This window comes from Pseudomonas syringae group sp. J254-4, from assembly GCF_032586855.1.
In the GTDB taxonomy this organism is placed as follows: domain Bacteria; phylum Pseudomonadota; class Gammaproteobacteria; order Pseudomonadales; family Pseudomonadaceae; genus Aquipseudomonas; species Aquipseudomonas amygdali.
On sequence record NZ_JAWHOO010000002.1, the window covers coordinates 268,417 to 283,796 of the forward strand.

Genomic DNA, 15,380 nt, shown 5'->3' on the forward strand with positions numbered 1-15,380 from the left:
TTCCTTTTCGGTTGGGCGGTGGCTGGGAGTGACGACAACGCTGCAAGACTCATGCGTGTGGCCCTTCAGCATTGGCTGGCGAATGAAGCCCTTTACGCGGGCTGGCCCAGGGCGCCAGGAGGAAGCTGAACGCCAGCCCCAGACTGACCGACAGGCCGAAGTTGCTGATCGCCGGGGTGCCGGAAACAGCCAGCAGGCCGAACGACAGCCAGGTGGTGACCGCTGCCAGCAGCGTGCCCAGCAGGCTGACCGCCGCGCCGCCTATCTGCTCGCGCATCAGAATGGCGTAATCGACGCTGATCGCCGTGACCAGCAGCAGGCCGAACAGGCTGAACAGAGTCAGCGGCTGACCGAGCCAGCCCAGGCTGGCGAGGCTGCACAGGGCCGCCAGCAGGGGCAGGGCGACAATGCGCAACGCACCGCCGAAGCCAAACGGAGCGATCAGCAGCAGGACGATCAGTACGCACGATGCCAGCTTCAATTCCGCTGCGCTGATCTGCGTGTGGGCGAACACCTCATTGAGTTCCCCCAAGCGGTCGACCAGTTGCACGCCCTCCAGGCCGATGGCCTGCACGCGCAGCAACGCCATGCTGTTCATGCCACGCAGGCTGACGATGCTGGCTACCTGAGCGTCGCCTTCGTCATCTTCGCTGGCGCCCAGCCAGAGCGTACGCCACGGTTCGCTGAGCGGGCCTTGAAGCGCCTGATCAATGTCTTGCGTTGGCAGTGCCTGCAATTGCGCGAGTTCGGTTTTCAGTGCGTTGGCCGGAACGCCAAGCTGTACCAGTGGCGCCCAGTGTTGCGGCAATTTGCCCAGTGCATCACGGGTCAGTTGCTGCTCGGCAGGCGAATCCAGCAACTGGTTGAGCGCCATGTAACCCTGCAGCTTGTCCATGCTGACCAGTTGATCGAGCCGCTGAGTCAGTGCCGACTGCCGATCCAGCAACTGCTGTTGATCCTTGCCGCGCACCAGAAAGAACTGGCTGGTGGGCTGATAACCGGTAATCCGCGCGATAGCCTGGGCTTCGTCGGTCAATGCCTGAGGTGCCGAGACCCATTGGCGAATATCGTTCTTGGTAGCCAGATGCCAGAGCCCGCCACCGCAGAAGGCCAACAGCAGCACCAGCAGAATCGGCGTGCTGATGCGCTGCAACAGCGCAGCGCGGCAATCGAGCATCAGTTGCGCCAGTTTCAGCGGCCATTGCGCGGGGCTGATTTCGACTTTTGCAAGCAGTGCAGGCAGCAGACACACCGCGGTCAGGTAAGCGCCGATCAGGCCAGCGGCGGAGAACACGGCAATTTGTGTCAGTGCCGGGAACGGCGTCCAGGCCAGGGCGATATAGCCGATACAACTGGTGATCAGGCTCAGCGTCAGGCCCGGCAGGGTCAGGCGCAAGGCGGGCCAGCTGCGCCAGGGTTTCAGGCTCCAGCTCTTGGACAGATAATGCAGCGGGTAATCCACCGCCACACCAATCAGGCTGGAGCCCAGCACCAGCGTCATGACGTGCATGCTGCCAAACAGCGCCACGCAAGCCACTGCGCCGAAGAGCATGCCGACCACCACCGGTACGAACGCCAGCAGCACGCTCCAGCGGCGGAATGCGAGCAACAGCAGCAACAGGATGCCGAGCGTTGCGCCGCCGCCCACCCAGGTGATTTCCCGGCTGGCCTGCTTCTGCCCGTTAGCGGCGTACAGCAGGCCGCTGGCGGCGAGCAATTGCCCACCGGCCTGCTGCGCCTGCACCCGCGCTTTCGCCAGCAGGTCGGCGACCTGACCGGGCAGGTGCAGGTCGAAGGCATCGGTTCGGGTTCGCGAACGCAGCAGTACCCAGCTTTTGCCCTCGGCGCTGGCAATCAGCGCGCCGCTGGCCAGATCCGCCTCGACCGAGCCCTGTTTCGGCAAGCCGTTCTGGATACGTCCGGTCAGCCCCAGCCAGTCATCCTGACCCGGCACCAGGCTGAACCCGGCAAACGGGTCGAAGAGTGTTTGTACGCGCTGCTCGATGAACGTCTTCGGCTCATCGATCAACAGAGCGCGATCGGCTGCCGGCAACATCGCGATTCGCCCTTGCAGCAACTGGGTGCGCAACGCGGGCAGATCGGCTTGCAGCGACCACTGAACCTTCTCGAACAGGCCGCTCGCTTGCCATTGCTCCGCCAGCGTGCGAGCCAGTTCCACAGCCTGCTGGCGGTCGGTGTGTCCCACCAGCACGAGCATTTCGCGATTGAGCGGCTCCTGCATGCGCTTTTCGGCGCTCACCACCAGTTCGTCGTTGTCAGTGCCCGGCACCAGTTCCATGAGGTTGGCCGACAGCGGTGAGCGGTCGTGCCACTGCCAGCCGGCCAGCGCCAGCACGCTTGCCAGAATCAGCAGGAACAGTCGCGGCAATAGCCGCTCAGTCTTTGAAGTCATTACGCTGCGCATCGGTCAGGGTGGGGGCACTGCTGCTGTCGATCATTTTCAGGACGGTACTGTCGCCCTGGGTTTCCAGCAACTCGATACGCTGGACCAGTTCGCCGCCATCGATGTTGATCTGTTTGAACACTTGTTGCAGCAGCATCGAGCGCGGCGTGAGCGTGAGTTGCCAGGCGCTCGCGTCGCCCTTGAGCTGCAAGTCGAAATCCCGTTGCAGGCCGCTGCTGTCGCCCTGCAATACAGCAAGGAACAAGCGGTTCTGCTCGGCCCCGGCATTCTTGTTCGGTACGGGCTTCCAGGTGCTGACGTCGCCCACGCTTTCGCGGCGGGAAATGCCGCTGGCATTGATGCGGTAATCCTGTTTCAGCGGTGTTTCCAGCAGCCAGAGCAGCCCGAAATCCCTGGCGAGCACGAAGCGGCCCTTGCTGAGCAGCGGTTGCGGCAGGGCGCGCAGGTGTTTTTCCTGAATGAAGCGCCCTTGCACCACCGCAGGTTTAGCCAGCTGGTCACTCAGTTGTTGCAGATCGAAAGCCTGCGCCAGTGAAGACAGGCACAGCAACCCCAGTAGCAGCAAGGCGCGAAACGAACGGTTCATGGCAAGGCTCTCTTCACTGCATCGATAAAGACCTGGGGCGAAGCCAGTTGCATTTCCCGGCTCTGGCTGTCGACCGCAACCTGCACGCTGCTGGCGCGGGTCAGGCGTTCGCCGGTGTGTGCGTCGGTGATCAGGTAGTTGATCTTCAGACGGTTCTCCCACTCCACCAGACTGGCGCGTACGTTCAGTGTCTGGCCGAACACCGCGCTGCGCACATAGCGCAATTGCAGGTCGATCACCGGCCAACCATAACCGGATTCGAGCATCTGCATGTAGTTATGACCGATGTGGTCGAGCAATGCGCAGCGGGCGACTTCCAGGTATTTGACGTAATGCCCGTGCCAGACGATGTTCATCATGTCGACGTCGAAAAACGGCACCACGATTTCGGTGTCGACGTGCAGAAAACCCTTACTGCGCATGCAACCTCCAGCGGCGGTTGGCAATATGTTTCAGGCACAGGCGCAGTTCATTCTCCAGCGCCCGGTCTTCGATGACAGGGGCAAAGTCCTCGCCCAGTTGTTGGTGCATGGCCGCCAGTGCCGGTGGCAGCGGGCGCGCATCGGCGGCCTTGCTGCGCAGCCATATACCCTGGTTGGCGGCGATCAGCGTGGCGGCGGCAACCTGCTCGGTCAGCTCCAGCACCCGAATGGCGTCACGCGCAGCGATGGTGCCCATGCTCACCTTGTCCTGATTGTGGCATTCGGTGGAGCGCGAGAACACGCTGGCCGGCATGGTGTTTTTCAATGCTTCGGCGGTCCATGCGCTGGTGCCTATCTGCACCGCCTTGAAACCGTGATTGAGCATGGCCCGCTCGGCGCTGGCCCCCGACAGATTGCTCGGCAAGCCGTGGTTGTAACGTTCGTCGACCAGCAGCGCCAGTTGCCGGTCGAGCAGGTCTGCGACATTGGCCACCAGCGTTTTCAGGCTGTCCATGGCAAACGCAATGTGCCCGCCGTAGAAATGCCCGCCGTGCAACACGCGCTCTGCTTCGGCATCGATGATCGGGTTGTCGTTGGCGCTGTTCAGCTCGATCTCGATGAACGAGCGCAGCCAGTTCAGGCTGTCGGCCAGCACGCCCAGCACATGCGGTGCGCAACGCAGCGAATAGCGGTCCTGCAAGCGATGCAGCGGTGCGGTTGGCGCGTCGATGGCCAGGTCCTGACGCAACCATGCGGCTACCTGCATCTGACCCGGATGCGGCTTGGCGGCGAACAGGCGCTCGTCGAAGTGCTCCGGGTTGCCTTGCAGCGCCACCACGTTCATGGCGGTGATACGGGTCGCCAGTTGCAGCAGGTAATCGGCGCGGGCGAACGCCAGGCACGCGATGCCGGTCATGACCGCGGTACCGTTCATCAGCGCCAGCGCTTCCTTGGGGCGCAGCACCAGCGGTGTCCAGCCCAGTTCGCGGTGCACATCGCTGGCCGGACGGCGCTCGCCACGGAACATCACGTCGCGCTCGCCGGACAGGGTCGCGGCCACGTAAGACAGCGGGGTCAGATCACCGCTGGCACCCACCGAGCCCTCTTCCGGGATCAGCGGCAGCACGTCGTGATCGATAAACGCCTGCAAACGCTCAAGCAGTTCGACACGCACCCCGGAAACGCGTTGGCACAGTGACTGCAAACGCGCCGCCAGCACTGCCCGGGTGGCCTGGGCGTCCAGCAGCTTGCCCAGCCCGCAGCCGTGAAACGTGTACAAATGTTGCGGCAGCGCCTCGACATGCTCCAGCGGCACGGCCACCACGCAGGAGTCGCCGTAGCCGGTGGTGACGCCGTAGATCACGCCTTCCTTGTTCAGTAACGAATCGAGAAACTGCGCGCCCCTGGCGATGCGTGCGCGAAATTCAGCGTCGCCTTGCAACGCACTCGGCGCCTGACGATTGGCCAGGGCCAGTACGTCTTCGATACACAAGGCGCGCTCACCGAAAATGATCGGGTCAGGAGCTTGAATCATCATCGGACTTCCAGAATGGGTAGAAATTGAACCACTGCTGCGGGGCTTCCAGGCAGTAGTGCCCAAGACGCTCGGCATAACGTGTGGCCCAGTGGGCGATGACCTGGGCGCGGTCGCTGCGCCGCCATTCGATGGCGTCGGCGAACGGTTCGAGAATCACCCGATAGCCCTTCGGGCCTTTAAGGCAGAAAAACAGATTGACCTGGCACTTGAGCAGACCGGCCAGTAGCCACGGGCCTTGCGGAAACGTCGCGGGCTTGCCCAGAAAGTCGACCCGCACATTGCGCCCGCCGTGCAGGGCAACGCGGTCACCGGCGATGGCCAGCCACTCGCCTTCGTCCAGACGCTGGCTCAGTTGCAGCATGATCGCCGGGTCCAGCTCGCTGACCTGAATCAGGCGCAGGTTGGTCGCCCCGGCTTCACCGAGCAGGCGATTGAAGCGTTCGGCGTGCTTGGTGTGTACCAGCACGTTCATGGTGACTTTTTCGCCGAGCTCGGCCAGTGCGCGGCACACCTCAAGGTTGCCCAGATGCGCCCCCACCAGCATCTGCCCGCGCTCGCCGCGCAGGTTGTGGCGTAGCAGGGCAGGGTCGATGATCTCGATCTGCTCGATGCCCAGCTTGCCGTTCCATACGTCAAGCTTGTCGAGCAGTGCCTCGGCGAAGGCCATGAACTGGCCAAACACGCGCCGTTGGCTGGGGCGCAGTTCGGGTCTGGCGCTCCAGTCCGCCAGGCGCTGCTGGTATTCCCAAATGCTGTGTCGGGCACGGCGGCCGAAGGCGAAGAAATACAGGACGATGCCATACAGCACCGGGCTGAGCAGGCGACGACCGAGCACGCGCATGCCCCAGGCGGTAAGCTTCATGAGCAGGAAACTGCCACGCTCTTCGTGACTGGCCCAATGTTCCTTGGGCGATTTTTTAATGGTCATGAGCGCCACCGTCGCCAGAGGATCACCGGCAGACGCATCAGCATGCCGAAGAACAGCTTGGCGTGCATTTTCGAGATCAGGGCGTTGTCGTGAAACAGGCGGAAATGCGACAGGCCGTCCTGCGGATAGTGAACGCGGGTCGGCAGCCAGCGCATCGCCTGGCCGCGCCATGACAGGCGCACGAGAATTTCCGAGTCGAAGTCCATGCGCCTGCCGATCTGCACGCTGTCGATCAGCGCCAGAACCGGGGCCAGCGGGTAGAGCCGAAAGCCGCACATGGAATCGCGAATGTGCAGCGACAGGGTGTTGATCCATACCCAGACGTGGGTGAGATAACGGGCGTACAGGCGGCCTTTGGGCACGCTTTCGTCGTACTGCGGATAGCCACAGATCAACGCTTGCGGGTACTGGCGTGACTGCTCCAGAAACACCGGAATATCGCTCAGGTCATGCTGACCATCGGCATCGACCTGCAGCGCATGGCTGAAACCCAGGCGTGCCGCCTCGCGAAACCCGGCCATGACCGCGCCGCCCTTGCCTTGATTGACCGGCAGGCGCAACAGGTAGATATCCTTACCCTGCGCCAGTTGCTGTAACACCGCGGCGCAAGCCGGGCTGCTGGCATCGTCCACCAGTATGCAGGGCAAGCCTGCATTGCGGACGGCCTTGACCACGTTGGGCACGGCCAGCTCGTGGTCGAACACCGGAATGATCACGCAAGGCTTATGCATGGCCGCCCTCCAGCACAATCCGGCCACTGGAGCAGGGTGCGTTTTCGCTGTTGTGAAAGGCGAAATGCAGCTTTGAGCGTGCGGCATCGAAGCGCAGGGTCAGTTTCAGGCGGTCGCCGGGGCGCACCAGTTGCTGAAACTTGAGCACTTCCATGCCGGCAAAGTCGGTTGGCAGATTCAACAGGCGCTGACCCAGACTGATCGCCCATTCGACCTGAACCACGCCGGGCAAGACCGGTGCCTTGGGAAAGTGGCCGCTGAAAAATGCCAGATCTGGCGGGACGCTCAATTGCAGGTGCAGCTCGCCTTCGACGTTCTGTTGCTCAAGCACTTCTGGCTGTTTCGAGCGTGGCGCCAGCAGCAGCGCCTCGACCTCTGCCTGAGGCAGCTTGCCCTGGGCGTTGAGCGGCATCTGCCGCAGCAGACGCCAGCGACGCGGCAGAGCGATGGTTTCGCAATGCGGTTGCAGGTACTGTCGCAAGGCTTCGGTGAGCGCCCGACGGCCCTGATTGCGCAGGGCCAGCAAGCCCGCGTCGCTCAGCACCAGCAGCGCGCCCAGCGAGGCACGGTTTGCCTGCACCACGCCAAGGCGCGCTTCACTCACCCACGGGTGAGCCGCGAGGGCCTGCTCGATCAGCGGCAAGGACACGCGTTTCTCTTCGAGTTTGACGATGCGGTCGAGCCTGCCCAGCAGTTCGAAGCGCCCGTCTGCACCGATCAGCGCCGCATCGGCGGTCTGCTCGACATGGCCGGGCGGCAGATAGGGCGAGCTGATGCGCAGCGCACCTTCGTCGTTCTGACTCAGCTCTACGCCATCGAAGGCTTGCCAGCGTTGTTCGCCCTGCCGCCAGGCGATGCCACCGGTTTCTGAACTGCCGAGAATTTCCGTCGGCCACTGGCCAAGACGTTGTTGCAGGCTTTGCGCCGCTTCGGCTGGCAATGCGCCGCCGGATGAAAACACCCGGCGCACGGCACTGAGGCTGCTCCAGTCGAGGTTGTCGCCCATGCGCTTGAGCAGTGCCGGGCTGGCGACCCAGGCAAAGGACGGGTATTCGCGGCTGGCGCGTTGCAGGTCTTCGGCAAACGGCAACTGGCGGCGCACGAACGGGCGTGCGGCGCACAGCGGCCATAGCAAACGGAACAGCAGCCCATAAATATGTTGCGTCGCGACGCTGCCGATCATGCATGCCGAACCAAGCTGCGCGCCCCACAACTGTTCCAGCCCGCAGACTTCGTTGGCCAGCTGGCGCAGGCTTTTTTCAATCAGTTTGGGCTCGCCGCTGGAACCCGAGGTGCACAGGCTCAACCGGCACTGGTCAAGGTCGAGCGCTGCCGGAGCCAGCTGCGCGGCGTGCAGATCGCTTAAATGCGTGTCGTGCGCCAAGTCGGTCAGCCACAGGTCGACCTGATTGGCCCAGCGCTCGCGGGTCTGGCCTTGCAAGTCAGCGGGTAGCAACACATGCACACCGGCGCGCCAGGCGCCGAACAAGGCGACGGCCAGGTCAGCGGCATCTTCAAGGTGTACTGCGAGGTTTTTGATACCGCGGGCTTGCAGCCCTGCGGCCACGCTCAGTGCCTGATCACGAAATTGCGCGTGGTCCAGGGTCGGGGCCAGCGTCAGCAGCCGGTCGGGCAGGGCGTCGAGCAGCAAGTGTTCAAGGTTCAACCAGTTCATGCGATCCATTTCATTTGCCGCCCGCAGCGGGTGGGCGGACTATCCATTCAACAGCGAACAACAGGCCCATCAACCCGTAGGAAACCAGGCCGGTGTACAGCGTCCACCAGGACAACGGTGCCCAGAGCGTCAGTATGGCTGCCGTGAGGCCATTGGCGAGGAAGAACAGGCACCAGATCTGCGTGACTTTACGGGTGTAGCGGATGCCGGACTCGGGCAGTTCAGGGCGGTTTATGCGCGCCATTCTTTCCACGATCGGCGGGCCGTAGACCATGCTTGAACCGAACAGGCCGAGCATGAACGCGCTGACCAGTACCGGATACCAGCGCAGCATCAGGTGGCTGTCGAGTACGCCCAGCGCCACGCAAAAAACCAGGGCGACAATCGCCATCGCCAGGCTGCCTGGCTTGCGCTCGCCGGTCAGTGCGCGCGCCAGCCACAGGCTGCCCAGCAGCAGCGCGAACTGCCACGGGGCGAAGTGTTCGGTTCCCCAGTAGACGGCAAACGGATACAGCACACCGGCCAGTACCAGAATCAGGCCAATCAGCCGCTTCATTCGGCCGTATTGACCAGTTTGTAGACGGCCTCTACCACGTCGTTCACGGTTCTGACTGATTTGAACTCTTCAGCGGCAATCTTCTTGCCGGTCTTGCGTTTGATGTGGTCGATCAGGTCCACGGCATCGATGCTGTCGATTTCCAGGTCCTGATACAGGTTGGCTTCAAGTGTGACCCTCTCAGGCTCCAGTTCGAACAGTTCCACCATTGCGGCGCGCAGGATTTCGAAGATGTCTTCACGGGTTTGCATGTTCAATTCTCAGGCCGGTTGTCTGGCGCTGACGAAGGCCGCAAGGCTGTCGACGCTGGCGAAATGGTTACGGGTGTCCTTTGCATCGGCATCGATCTTGATGCCATAGCGCTTCTGGATGGCCAGGCCCAGTTCGAGCGCATCCACCGAGTCCAGTCCCAGTCCTTCGCCGAATAGCGTCATATCGTTGCCGATATCTTCCGGGGTGATGTCTTCGAGGCCCAGGGCATCGATGATCAACAATTTAATGTCCTGGTGCAGATCGCTCATCTGAGGCGAGCTCCTTGGTGAAATAGTCATGCAGGTAATCGTTGAGCTTGCGGGACGCCACGGGCGGCGGACCCAGCGAACTGAAGGCGGTGGGGTCTATATCGGCACCGACGCGCAAACTGAAGTGCACGCGGCGTTGTGCAATGCGATACCAGGGCTCGGCCTTGGTCAGAGTGGTCGGCTGGACCTTGATGGTCACCGGGGTGATCATGCTCGCGCCACGCAGTGCAATGGCGGCCGCGCCCCGGTGAAAGACCGGCGGCTGACCCGGCTGGGTGCGGGTGCCTTCGGGGAAAATAATCAGTGTCTGGCCGCTTTGCAGGCGCTCCACGGCGGCGTCGAGCATGTCCATGCTGCCGTCGTTGCTGATGTAACCGGTGGAGCGCACCGGGCCGCGGGTGAACGGGTTTTCCCACAGGCTGCGCTTGACCACGCAATTGGCGTCACGCACCAGCCCGATCAGGAACACCACGTCGATCAGTGACGGGTGGTTGGCAATGATCATCTGCCCGGGGCGGCCGAGCTTTTCGGCTCCCTGGACCTCGTAGGTCAACACGCCCATGCGCGCCATGATGCGGATGAACAGCCAGAACAGGCGGCTGATGGTCCGCCTGGCGCGGCGCTGATGACTGGCTACACTGCCGGGCAGGCAACTCAGTATCGGAAAAACGAACAAGCGCAGACACAGGCCGCTGAACCCGAACAGGGCAAAGCTGAAGGCGGTTGCCAGCAAACGCCAGTAATAAGCATCCTGACGTTTTTTCAGTTCTTGCGTTGCCAGTTCCATAACCGGTTATTCCAGGGGTGCAGGCAGACGGATTGATCAGTGTGCAAGGCTTGCAGCAGATTCAATGCGTGGGGCCATCGAGTCTGCGGGTTCCCTTGTGTGTCGCTGTGCAAAGACAATTCCCACTCGTTGCCGGGCGTCAGCAGCAAGCCGACCGCGTAGGGAAAGGGCACGTCATCAATCCATTGTGCATAAGCGTGTGGTGGCTGCTCTTCAGTCACCACAAGCAATACTGCTTCTGCACCCTCGGCCAGCAACGCTGCGGCCTCGAACGCTCCATACTCCAGCCCGTCGCCTGCGGCGGCCAGGGCTGTCATCTCACTTGTTTCACCGCGCATGATCGACCACAGACCAATCACTGCGTTATGCACTGAAAGGCTGAACTGGGTCGGTGAAACCGGCTCGTTCGCGGCCAGATCGCGCAGAATTTCAAACGTTCTCGGGGTTTCTCCGTGGCGCGAGACAAACACCAGCGGTACGCGTCCCAAGCCTTCAGTCAATGGCCAGCCGACGGCAAATGCCATTCTGGCCATGCGGCCCAGGCGGCGGCGTTGCATGGCAGGCAGGAAAGACACGTCTGGCGCGGCGTCACTGGTTTCCAGCAAAGTCGGATTGCGGCTCCATTGCAACCAGTCGTCAGCGCTCGCCAGGCCCGGAGCCCAGGCATGCCATCGTGCAATGTTGAAGGTGATCAAGACTTCTCTTCCCGCCCCTGCGGGCTTGTTTCTCGCTACATCGATATCAGGTAGATATCAGCCTGGGTGCGGTAATTTGACCGAGTGCGCGCATTATCCCGATGGGGGTCATTACTAGCAAATTTGTTACATAAAAACCGTTTACAGACGTGTATTTTAAAGTTCAAGTCTGGTTTCAGGATGACAGGCAGGTACGTGCCGTTTTGCGATAAGCTCGCTGTTGTCATATGCACTGCCTAGACTCTACACCTCTTAAGGTCGTTATCGGCCACACCTGCTGTTTCTTCATCTTTCAAGGAACCCAAAGCATGCGTCGCGTGGTATTCAATCAGAAGGGCGGTGTAGGCAAATCGAGCATCGCCTGCAATCTGGCTGCAGTCAGCGCTCACGAAGGCTATCGGACGTTGTTGATCGATCTCGATGCCCAGGCCAACTCGACTCAGTACCTCACCGGGCTTACCGGTCAGGATATTCCGATGGGTATTGCCGAGTTCTTCAAGAACACGCTGTCAGCAGCACCGTTCGCCAAGAAAAACCACGTCGATATCTATGAAACACCGTTCGATAACCTGCATGTGGTCACGGCCACTGCCGAGCTTGCCGACTTGCAGCCCAAACTTGAGGCGAAACACAAGATCAACAAGCTGCGCAAACTGCTCGACGAATTGAGTGAGGATTACGAGCGGATTTATCTGGATACGCCGCCAGCACTGAACTTTTATGCGGTTTCGGCACTTATTGCGTCTGATCGTGTGTTGATCCCGTTCGACTGCGACAGTTTTTCCCGACAGGCGCTGTACGGGCTGATGCGCGAGATCGAGGAACTGAAAGAGGATCACAACGAAGATCTTCAGGTTGAAGGCATCATCGTCAACCAGTTCCAGCCCCGAGCCAGCCTGCCGCAGCAGATGCTCGACGAGCTGATCGCCGAGGGTCTGCCGGTGTTGCCGGTCTATCTGGGCGCATCGGTGAAAATGCGCGAGTCTCATCAGGCCAACCTGCCGCTGATCCACCTGGACCCACGGCACAAACTGACGCAGCAGTTCGTGGACCTGCATCACTTGCTGGAGACCAATGCCCATCCGTGATGGGTATGCACCACGCTTAGCACTCAGCTTCGCAAACAAGTCCGCTTTTGATTCTGGCCGAAGGCCGTGGGAGTGAACTTGTTCACGAAAGGGCCGGTATAGTCACAGAAAATGTATCGTCTGAACTACCGTATTCGCGAACAAGTTCGCTCCCACGCCCTGCGGGCAGAAGCCAATCTGTGAGCATCTCAAGACTTATGCATAACGCTCAGACACAGAAATCATCGTGGCCGGAGCACCTCGGGTGTATAGCTGCCGTCTCTCAGTGAGCGCGCCAGCTGTTCGGCATTCAGCCTCGCTGTCGAAGCCCGTTCTGTGGATATGGTGACAGCTGCGTCCATATCTGCCTGGATGTCTTGCTGCGAGGTGGTCAGCGTATTGCTGCCGGGTGCGCAGCCACACTGCACCTCATGACCCTGAGTAGCGACCGCCACAAGTTCGTCGATGTAGGTGGGGTTTCCCTGGGCGATGAAGCCAATCTGCCTGCAGGCCGGGCACCACACCGGGTCGCCCATCCGGGCCACGCGACGCAGGTCGATGACCTCGCTTGCCGATGCGCTCAGTACAAAACCGCCGGTGGTGGTGAGATCGCCTTCCCTGACTATGAACGACATGGCAGTGCTTCCTTTGAGGTCTGGAAGCCTGAAGGCTAGGCGTAAAACCGCTACTCAGGTGCGCAGACGTTCTGTTAAAGACCGGTCCTACACAAAGATCAGCAGGGCGTTTCGCGGATGTTACAGGCATCAATAAAGGTGATCAAAAAATGAACACTTTTACTATCGTTACTCCAGCCGTAACGATTCGCCTCGCTGCTTGATTGATGCGTGCCCCTATCGCTCCTAAGGTGGCCCACGACAGCAAAATCGTGGAGCGATCATGACAACAACAACTTCCCCCGACGCACGCTGGACACGCCGTCGCACCGAGAAGCAGCGGCGTCTGGAGCAGGTGCGGGCGCTGGCCGATGGCGTAGTGCTGCCGACCGACAAGATTGTCTCGGCGCTGGAGGCCTTGCTGGTTTCCGGTGATCGGGTGGTGCTTGAGGGCAACAACCAGAAGCAGGCGGACTTCCTGTCCCGCGCGCTGGCCAAAGTCGATCCGGGCAAGGTGCATGACCTGCACATGATCATGCCAAGCGTTGGCCGCGCCGAGCATCTGGACCTTTTCGAGCAAGGCATCGCACGCAAACTGGACTTCTCGTTTGCCGGCACACAAAGCCTGCGCATCAGCCAACTGCTGGAAGACGGCCTGCTGGAAATCGGTGCGATCCACACCTACATCGAACTGTATTCGCGGCTGGTGGTGGACCTGATTCCCAACGTGGTGCTGGCCGCAGGCTTCATGGCCGACCGGGCAGGCAACATCTACACCGGCCCGAGCACCGAGGACACCCCGGCGCTGATCGAGCCGGCCGCATTCAGCGATGGCATCGTCATCGTTCAGGTCAATCAATTGGTGGATGACGTCAGCGAACTGCCTCGCGTGGACATTCCGGCCTCGTGGGTCGATTTTGTGGTGGTGGCCGACAAGCCGTTCTACATCGAGCCGCTGTTCACCCGCGACCCGCGGCACATCAAGCCAGTGCACGTATTGATGGCGATGATGGCGATTCGCGGCATCTACGAAAAACACAACGTTCAGTCGCTGAACCACGGCATTGGCTTCAATACCGCAGCCATTGAACTGATTCTGCCGACTTACGGCGAGTCGCTGGGCCTCAAGGGCAAGATCTGCCGTAACTGGACGCTTAACCCGCATCCGACGCTGATCCCGGCCATCGAAAGCGGCTGGGTCGAGAGCGTGCATTGCTTCGGCACCGAACTGGGCATGGAAAACTACATCGCTGCGCGCCCGGATGTGTTCTTCACCGGACGCGACGGCTCGCTGCGTTCCAATCGCCAACTCTGTCAGCTGGCTGGCCAATATGCCGTTGACCTGTTCATCGGCGCGACCCTGCAGGTGGATGGCGACGGGCATTCCTCGACCGTCACCCGTGGCAGGCTGGCAGGTTTTGGCGGCGCGCCGAACATGGGCCATGATCCGCGCGGCCGACGTCATGCCACCCCTGCCTGGCTGGACATGCGCCAACAGCACGAGAGCGGCCCGGATGCCTATCTGGAACGCGGCAAAAAGCTCGTGGTGCAGATGGTCGAGACGTTTCAGGAAGGCGGTAAACCCACCTTCGTTGAAACCCTCGATGCGGTCGAGGTGGCAAAGAAAAGCGGCATGCCGCTGGCACCGATCATGATTTACGGCGACGACGTCACCCACTTGTTGACCGAAGAAGGCATCGCCTACCTCTACAAGGCGCGCAGCCTGGAAGAGCGTCAGGCGATGATCGCCGCCGTGGCGGGCGTGACCGTGATCGGCTTGCGCCATAACCCGAAAGACACTGCACGTATGCGTCGTGAAGGGCTGATCGCGCTGCCGGAAGACCTGGGTATCCGGCGTACCGATGCCAGCCGTGAACTGCTTGCGGCCAAGAGCATTGCCGATCTGGTTCAGTGGTCCGGTGGCCTGTACAGCCCGCCTGCCAAATTCAGGAGTTGGTGATGAGCGCACTTCAATTGACACCGCAAGCTGCTTCGCTTGCCGAGCGACTGGCCGATCTGGCCGTCGATGCCCTGATCGCCGAAGCCGACCTGTCGCCCAAGCCAGCACTGGTGGACCGGCGTGGAAGCGGCGCGCACACCGATCTGCATCTGGGCCTGATGCATTCCTCGGCGCTGTCACTGTGGCCGACCTTCAAGTTAATGGCTGACGCCGCCGGGCAATTCAACACAGTGGGCCAGCCATTACGTGAGGCGCTCGGTCGTCTCGGTCGCGAAGGTGAAGCCACGATGCTGCGCACCACCCAGGGTGTGAATACTCATCGAGGTGCGATCTGGGCACTGGGCCTGCTGGTGACGGCTGCCGCGCTGGACGCCCGCAACTGCGCACCCGAAGCCGTGCTCGCGCGGGCTGCCAGCCTGGCGCAGATCAAGGATCGCCAGGTGCTCGTGCAGGGCAGTCACGGTAATGAAGTGGTTCGCCGTTACGGTGTAATGGGTGCCCGGGAACAGGCGCAGCAAGGCTTCCCGGCAGTCAGGGATTTCGCCTTGCCGCAACTGCAACGCAGTCGCGCGGCGGGCAGTGGCGAGCAGAACGCCCGGCTGGATGCGTTGCTGGCGATCATGACCACCCTGTCCGACACCTGCGTGCTGCATCGTGCCGGTATCGAAGGCTTGCACACTATGCAGCGCGGCGCTCAGCACGTGCTGGACGTTGGCGGCAGTGCCAGCCTTGCCGGGCGTCGCGCACTGAACCAGCTGGATCAGCAACTGCTGGCGCTTAATGCTTCGCCTGGCGGCGCGGCTGATCTGCTGGCTGCCTGCCTGTTTATCGACGGCCTGGAGCCTATGCTCGGCCGTGTTTCGAGGAGTGCCTGAA

The 15,380-nt window shown here is 61.5% G+C and carries 16 protein-coding genes; 3 read left to right on the plus strand and 13 right to left on the minus strand.

Translation table 11 applies throughout. From position 1 onward, the window contains the following. Positions 1 to 49 precede the first annotated feature (49 nt). From RYB09_RS04380 to RYB09_RS04435, 12 genes are read right to left on the minus strand one after another with little or no spacing between them, the layout of a single operon-like run. Positions 50 to 2,413 carry a hypothetical protein gene (locus RYB09_RS04380; protein ID WP_316887582.1) on the minus strand — a complete coding sequence of 788 codons (2,364 nt, stop codon included), beginning with the start codon at positions 2,411 to 2,413 and terminating at the stop codon, positions 50 to 52. Beyond that, positions 2,397 to 3,011 (minus strand): outer membrane lipoprotein carrier protein LolA, encoded by a 615-nt coding sequence (locus RYB09_RS04385; RefSeq protein ID WP_316887583.1) that lies wholly within the window; start codon positions 3,009 to 3,011, stop codon positions 2,397 to 2,399. The genes RYB09_RS04380 and RYB09_RS04385 overlap by 17 nt, the downstream gene beginning before the upstream one ends. Next, a complete protein-coding gene (locus tag RYB09_RS04390) occupies positions 3,008 to 3,433 on the minus strand; it encodes an acyl-CoA thioesterase (protein WP_057412034.1) in 426 nt (141 codons plus the stop codon). Before RYB09_RS04390 ends, RYB09_RS04385 begins: the two co-directional genes overlap by 4 nt. Continuing rightward, positions 3,423 to 4,970 (minus strand): histidine ammonia-lyase, encoded by a 1,548-nt coding sequence (gene hutH / locus RYB09_RS04395; protein ID WP_058407752.1) that lies wholly within the window; start codon positions 4,968 to 4,970, stop codon positions 3,423 to 3,425. The genes RYB09_RS04390 and hutH overlap by 11 nt, the downstream gene beginning before the upstream one ends. Beyond that, positions 4,951 to 5,898: a glycosyl transferase gene (locus RYB09_RS04400; protein WP_316887584.1), complete on the minus strand. Its 948-nt coding sequence runs from the start codon at positions 5,896 to 5,898 to the stop codon at positions 4,951 to 4,953. The genes hutH and RYB09_RS04400 overlap by 20 nt, the downstream gene beginning before the upstream one ends. Continuing rightward, the gene (locus tag RYB09_RS04405; RefSeq protein WP_122259098.1) at positions 5,895 to 6,629 is read right to left on the minus strand and encodes a glycosyltransferase family 2 protein; all 735 of its coding nucleotides are present in this window, start codon (positions 6,627 to 6,629) and stop codon (positions 5,895 to 5,897) included. Before RYB09_RS04405 ends, RYB09_RS04400 begins: the two co-directional genes overlap by 4 nt. Beyond that, on the minus strand, positions 6,622 to 8,304 hold the full coding sequence (locus RYB09_RS04410; RefSeq protein ID WP_193601002.1) for an acyl-CoA synthetase family protein: 1,683 nt from the start codon (positions 8,302 to 8,304) through the stop codon (positions 6,622 to 6,624). Before RYB09_RS04410 ends, RYB09_RS04405 begins: the two co-directional genes overlap by 8 nt. 10 nt (positions 8,305 to 8,314) lie before the next feature. Next, positions 8,315 to 8,860, minus strand: a complete 546-nt coding sequence (locus RYB09_RS04415; protein WP_316887585.1) for a hypothetical protein — start codon at positions 8,858 to 8,860, stop codon at positions 8,315 to 8,317. Continuing rightward, positions 8,857 to 9,111, minus strand: coding sequence for an acyl carrier protein (locus RYB09_RS04420; RefSeq protein WP_002551686.1), 255 nt, complete (start codon positions 9,109 to 9,111; stop codon positions 8,857 to 8,859). Before RYB09_RS04420 ends, RYB09_RS04415 begins: the two co-directional genes overlap by 4 nt. Before the next feature lie 9 nt (positions 9,112 to 9,120). Beyond that, positions 9,121 to 9,381, minus strand: a complete 261-nt coding sequence (locus RYB09_RS04425; protein WP_002551687.1) for a phosphopantetheine-binding protein — start codon at positions 9,379 to 9,381, stop codon at positions 9,121 to 9,123. Beyond that, entirely contained in the window at positions 9,356 to 10,168 is an 813-nt protein-coding gene (locus RYB09_RS04430) for a lysophospholipid acyltransferase family protein (protein WP_058399824.1), read from the minus strand. Before RYB09_RS04430 ends, RYB09_RS04425 begins: the two co-directional genes overlap by 26 nt. Continuing rightward, positions 10,144 to 10,863, minus strand: coding sequence for a beta-ketoacyl synthase chain length factor (locus RYB09_RS04435; protein WP_002551689.1), 720 nt, complete (start codon positions 10,861 to 10,863; stop codon positions 10,144 to 10,146). Before RYB09_RS04435 ends, RYB09_RS04430 begins: the two co-directional genes overlap by 25 nt. A gap of 308 nt (positions 10,864 to 11,171) precedes the next feature. Here RYB09_RS04435 and RYB09_RS04440 point away from each other — a divergent pair, with 308 nt between their 5' ends. Beyond that, entirely contained in the window at positions 11,172 to 11,951 is a 780-nt protein-coding gene (locus RYB09_RS04440; RefSeq protein WP_122259101.1) for a ParA family protein, read from the plus strand. Positions 11,952 to 12,172: 221 nt separating this feature from the next. Here RYB09_RS04440 and RYB09_RS04445 read toward each other — a convergent pair whose 3' ends face one another. After that, on the minus strand, positions 12,173 to 12,565 hold the full coding sequence (locus tag RYB09_RS04445) for a PAAR domain-containing protein (protein ID WP_316887586.1): 393 nt from the start codon (positions 12,563 to 12,565) through the stop codon (positions 12,173 to 12,175). A 262-nt stretch (positions 12,566 to 12,827) separates the two neighbouring features. Here RYB09_RS04445 and mdcA point away from each other — a divergent pair, with 262 nt between their 5' ends. Then, positions 12,828 to 14,504 carry a malonate decarboxylase subunit alpha gene (mdcA, locus tag RYB09_RS04450; protein ID WP_058399827.1) on the plus strand — a complete coding sequence of 559 codons (1,677 nt, stop codon included), beginning with the start codon at positions 12,828 to 12,830 and terminating at the stop codon, positions 14,502 to 14,504. Then, entirely contained in the window at positions 14,504 to 15,379 is an 876-nt protein-coding gene (locus RYB09_RS04455; RefSeq protein ID WP_316887587.1) for a triphosphoribosyl-dephospho-CoA synthase, read from the plus strand. The genes mdcA and RYB09_RS04455 overlap by 1 nt, the downstream gene beginning before the upstream one ends. Position 15,380 lies beyond the last annotated feature (1 nt).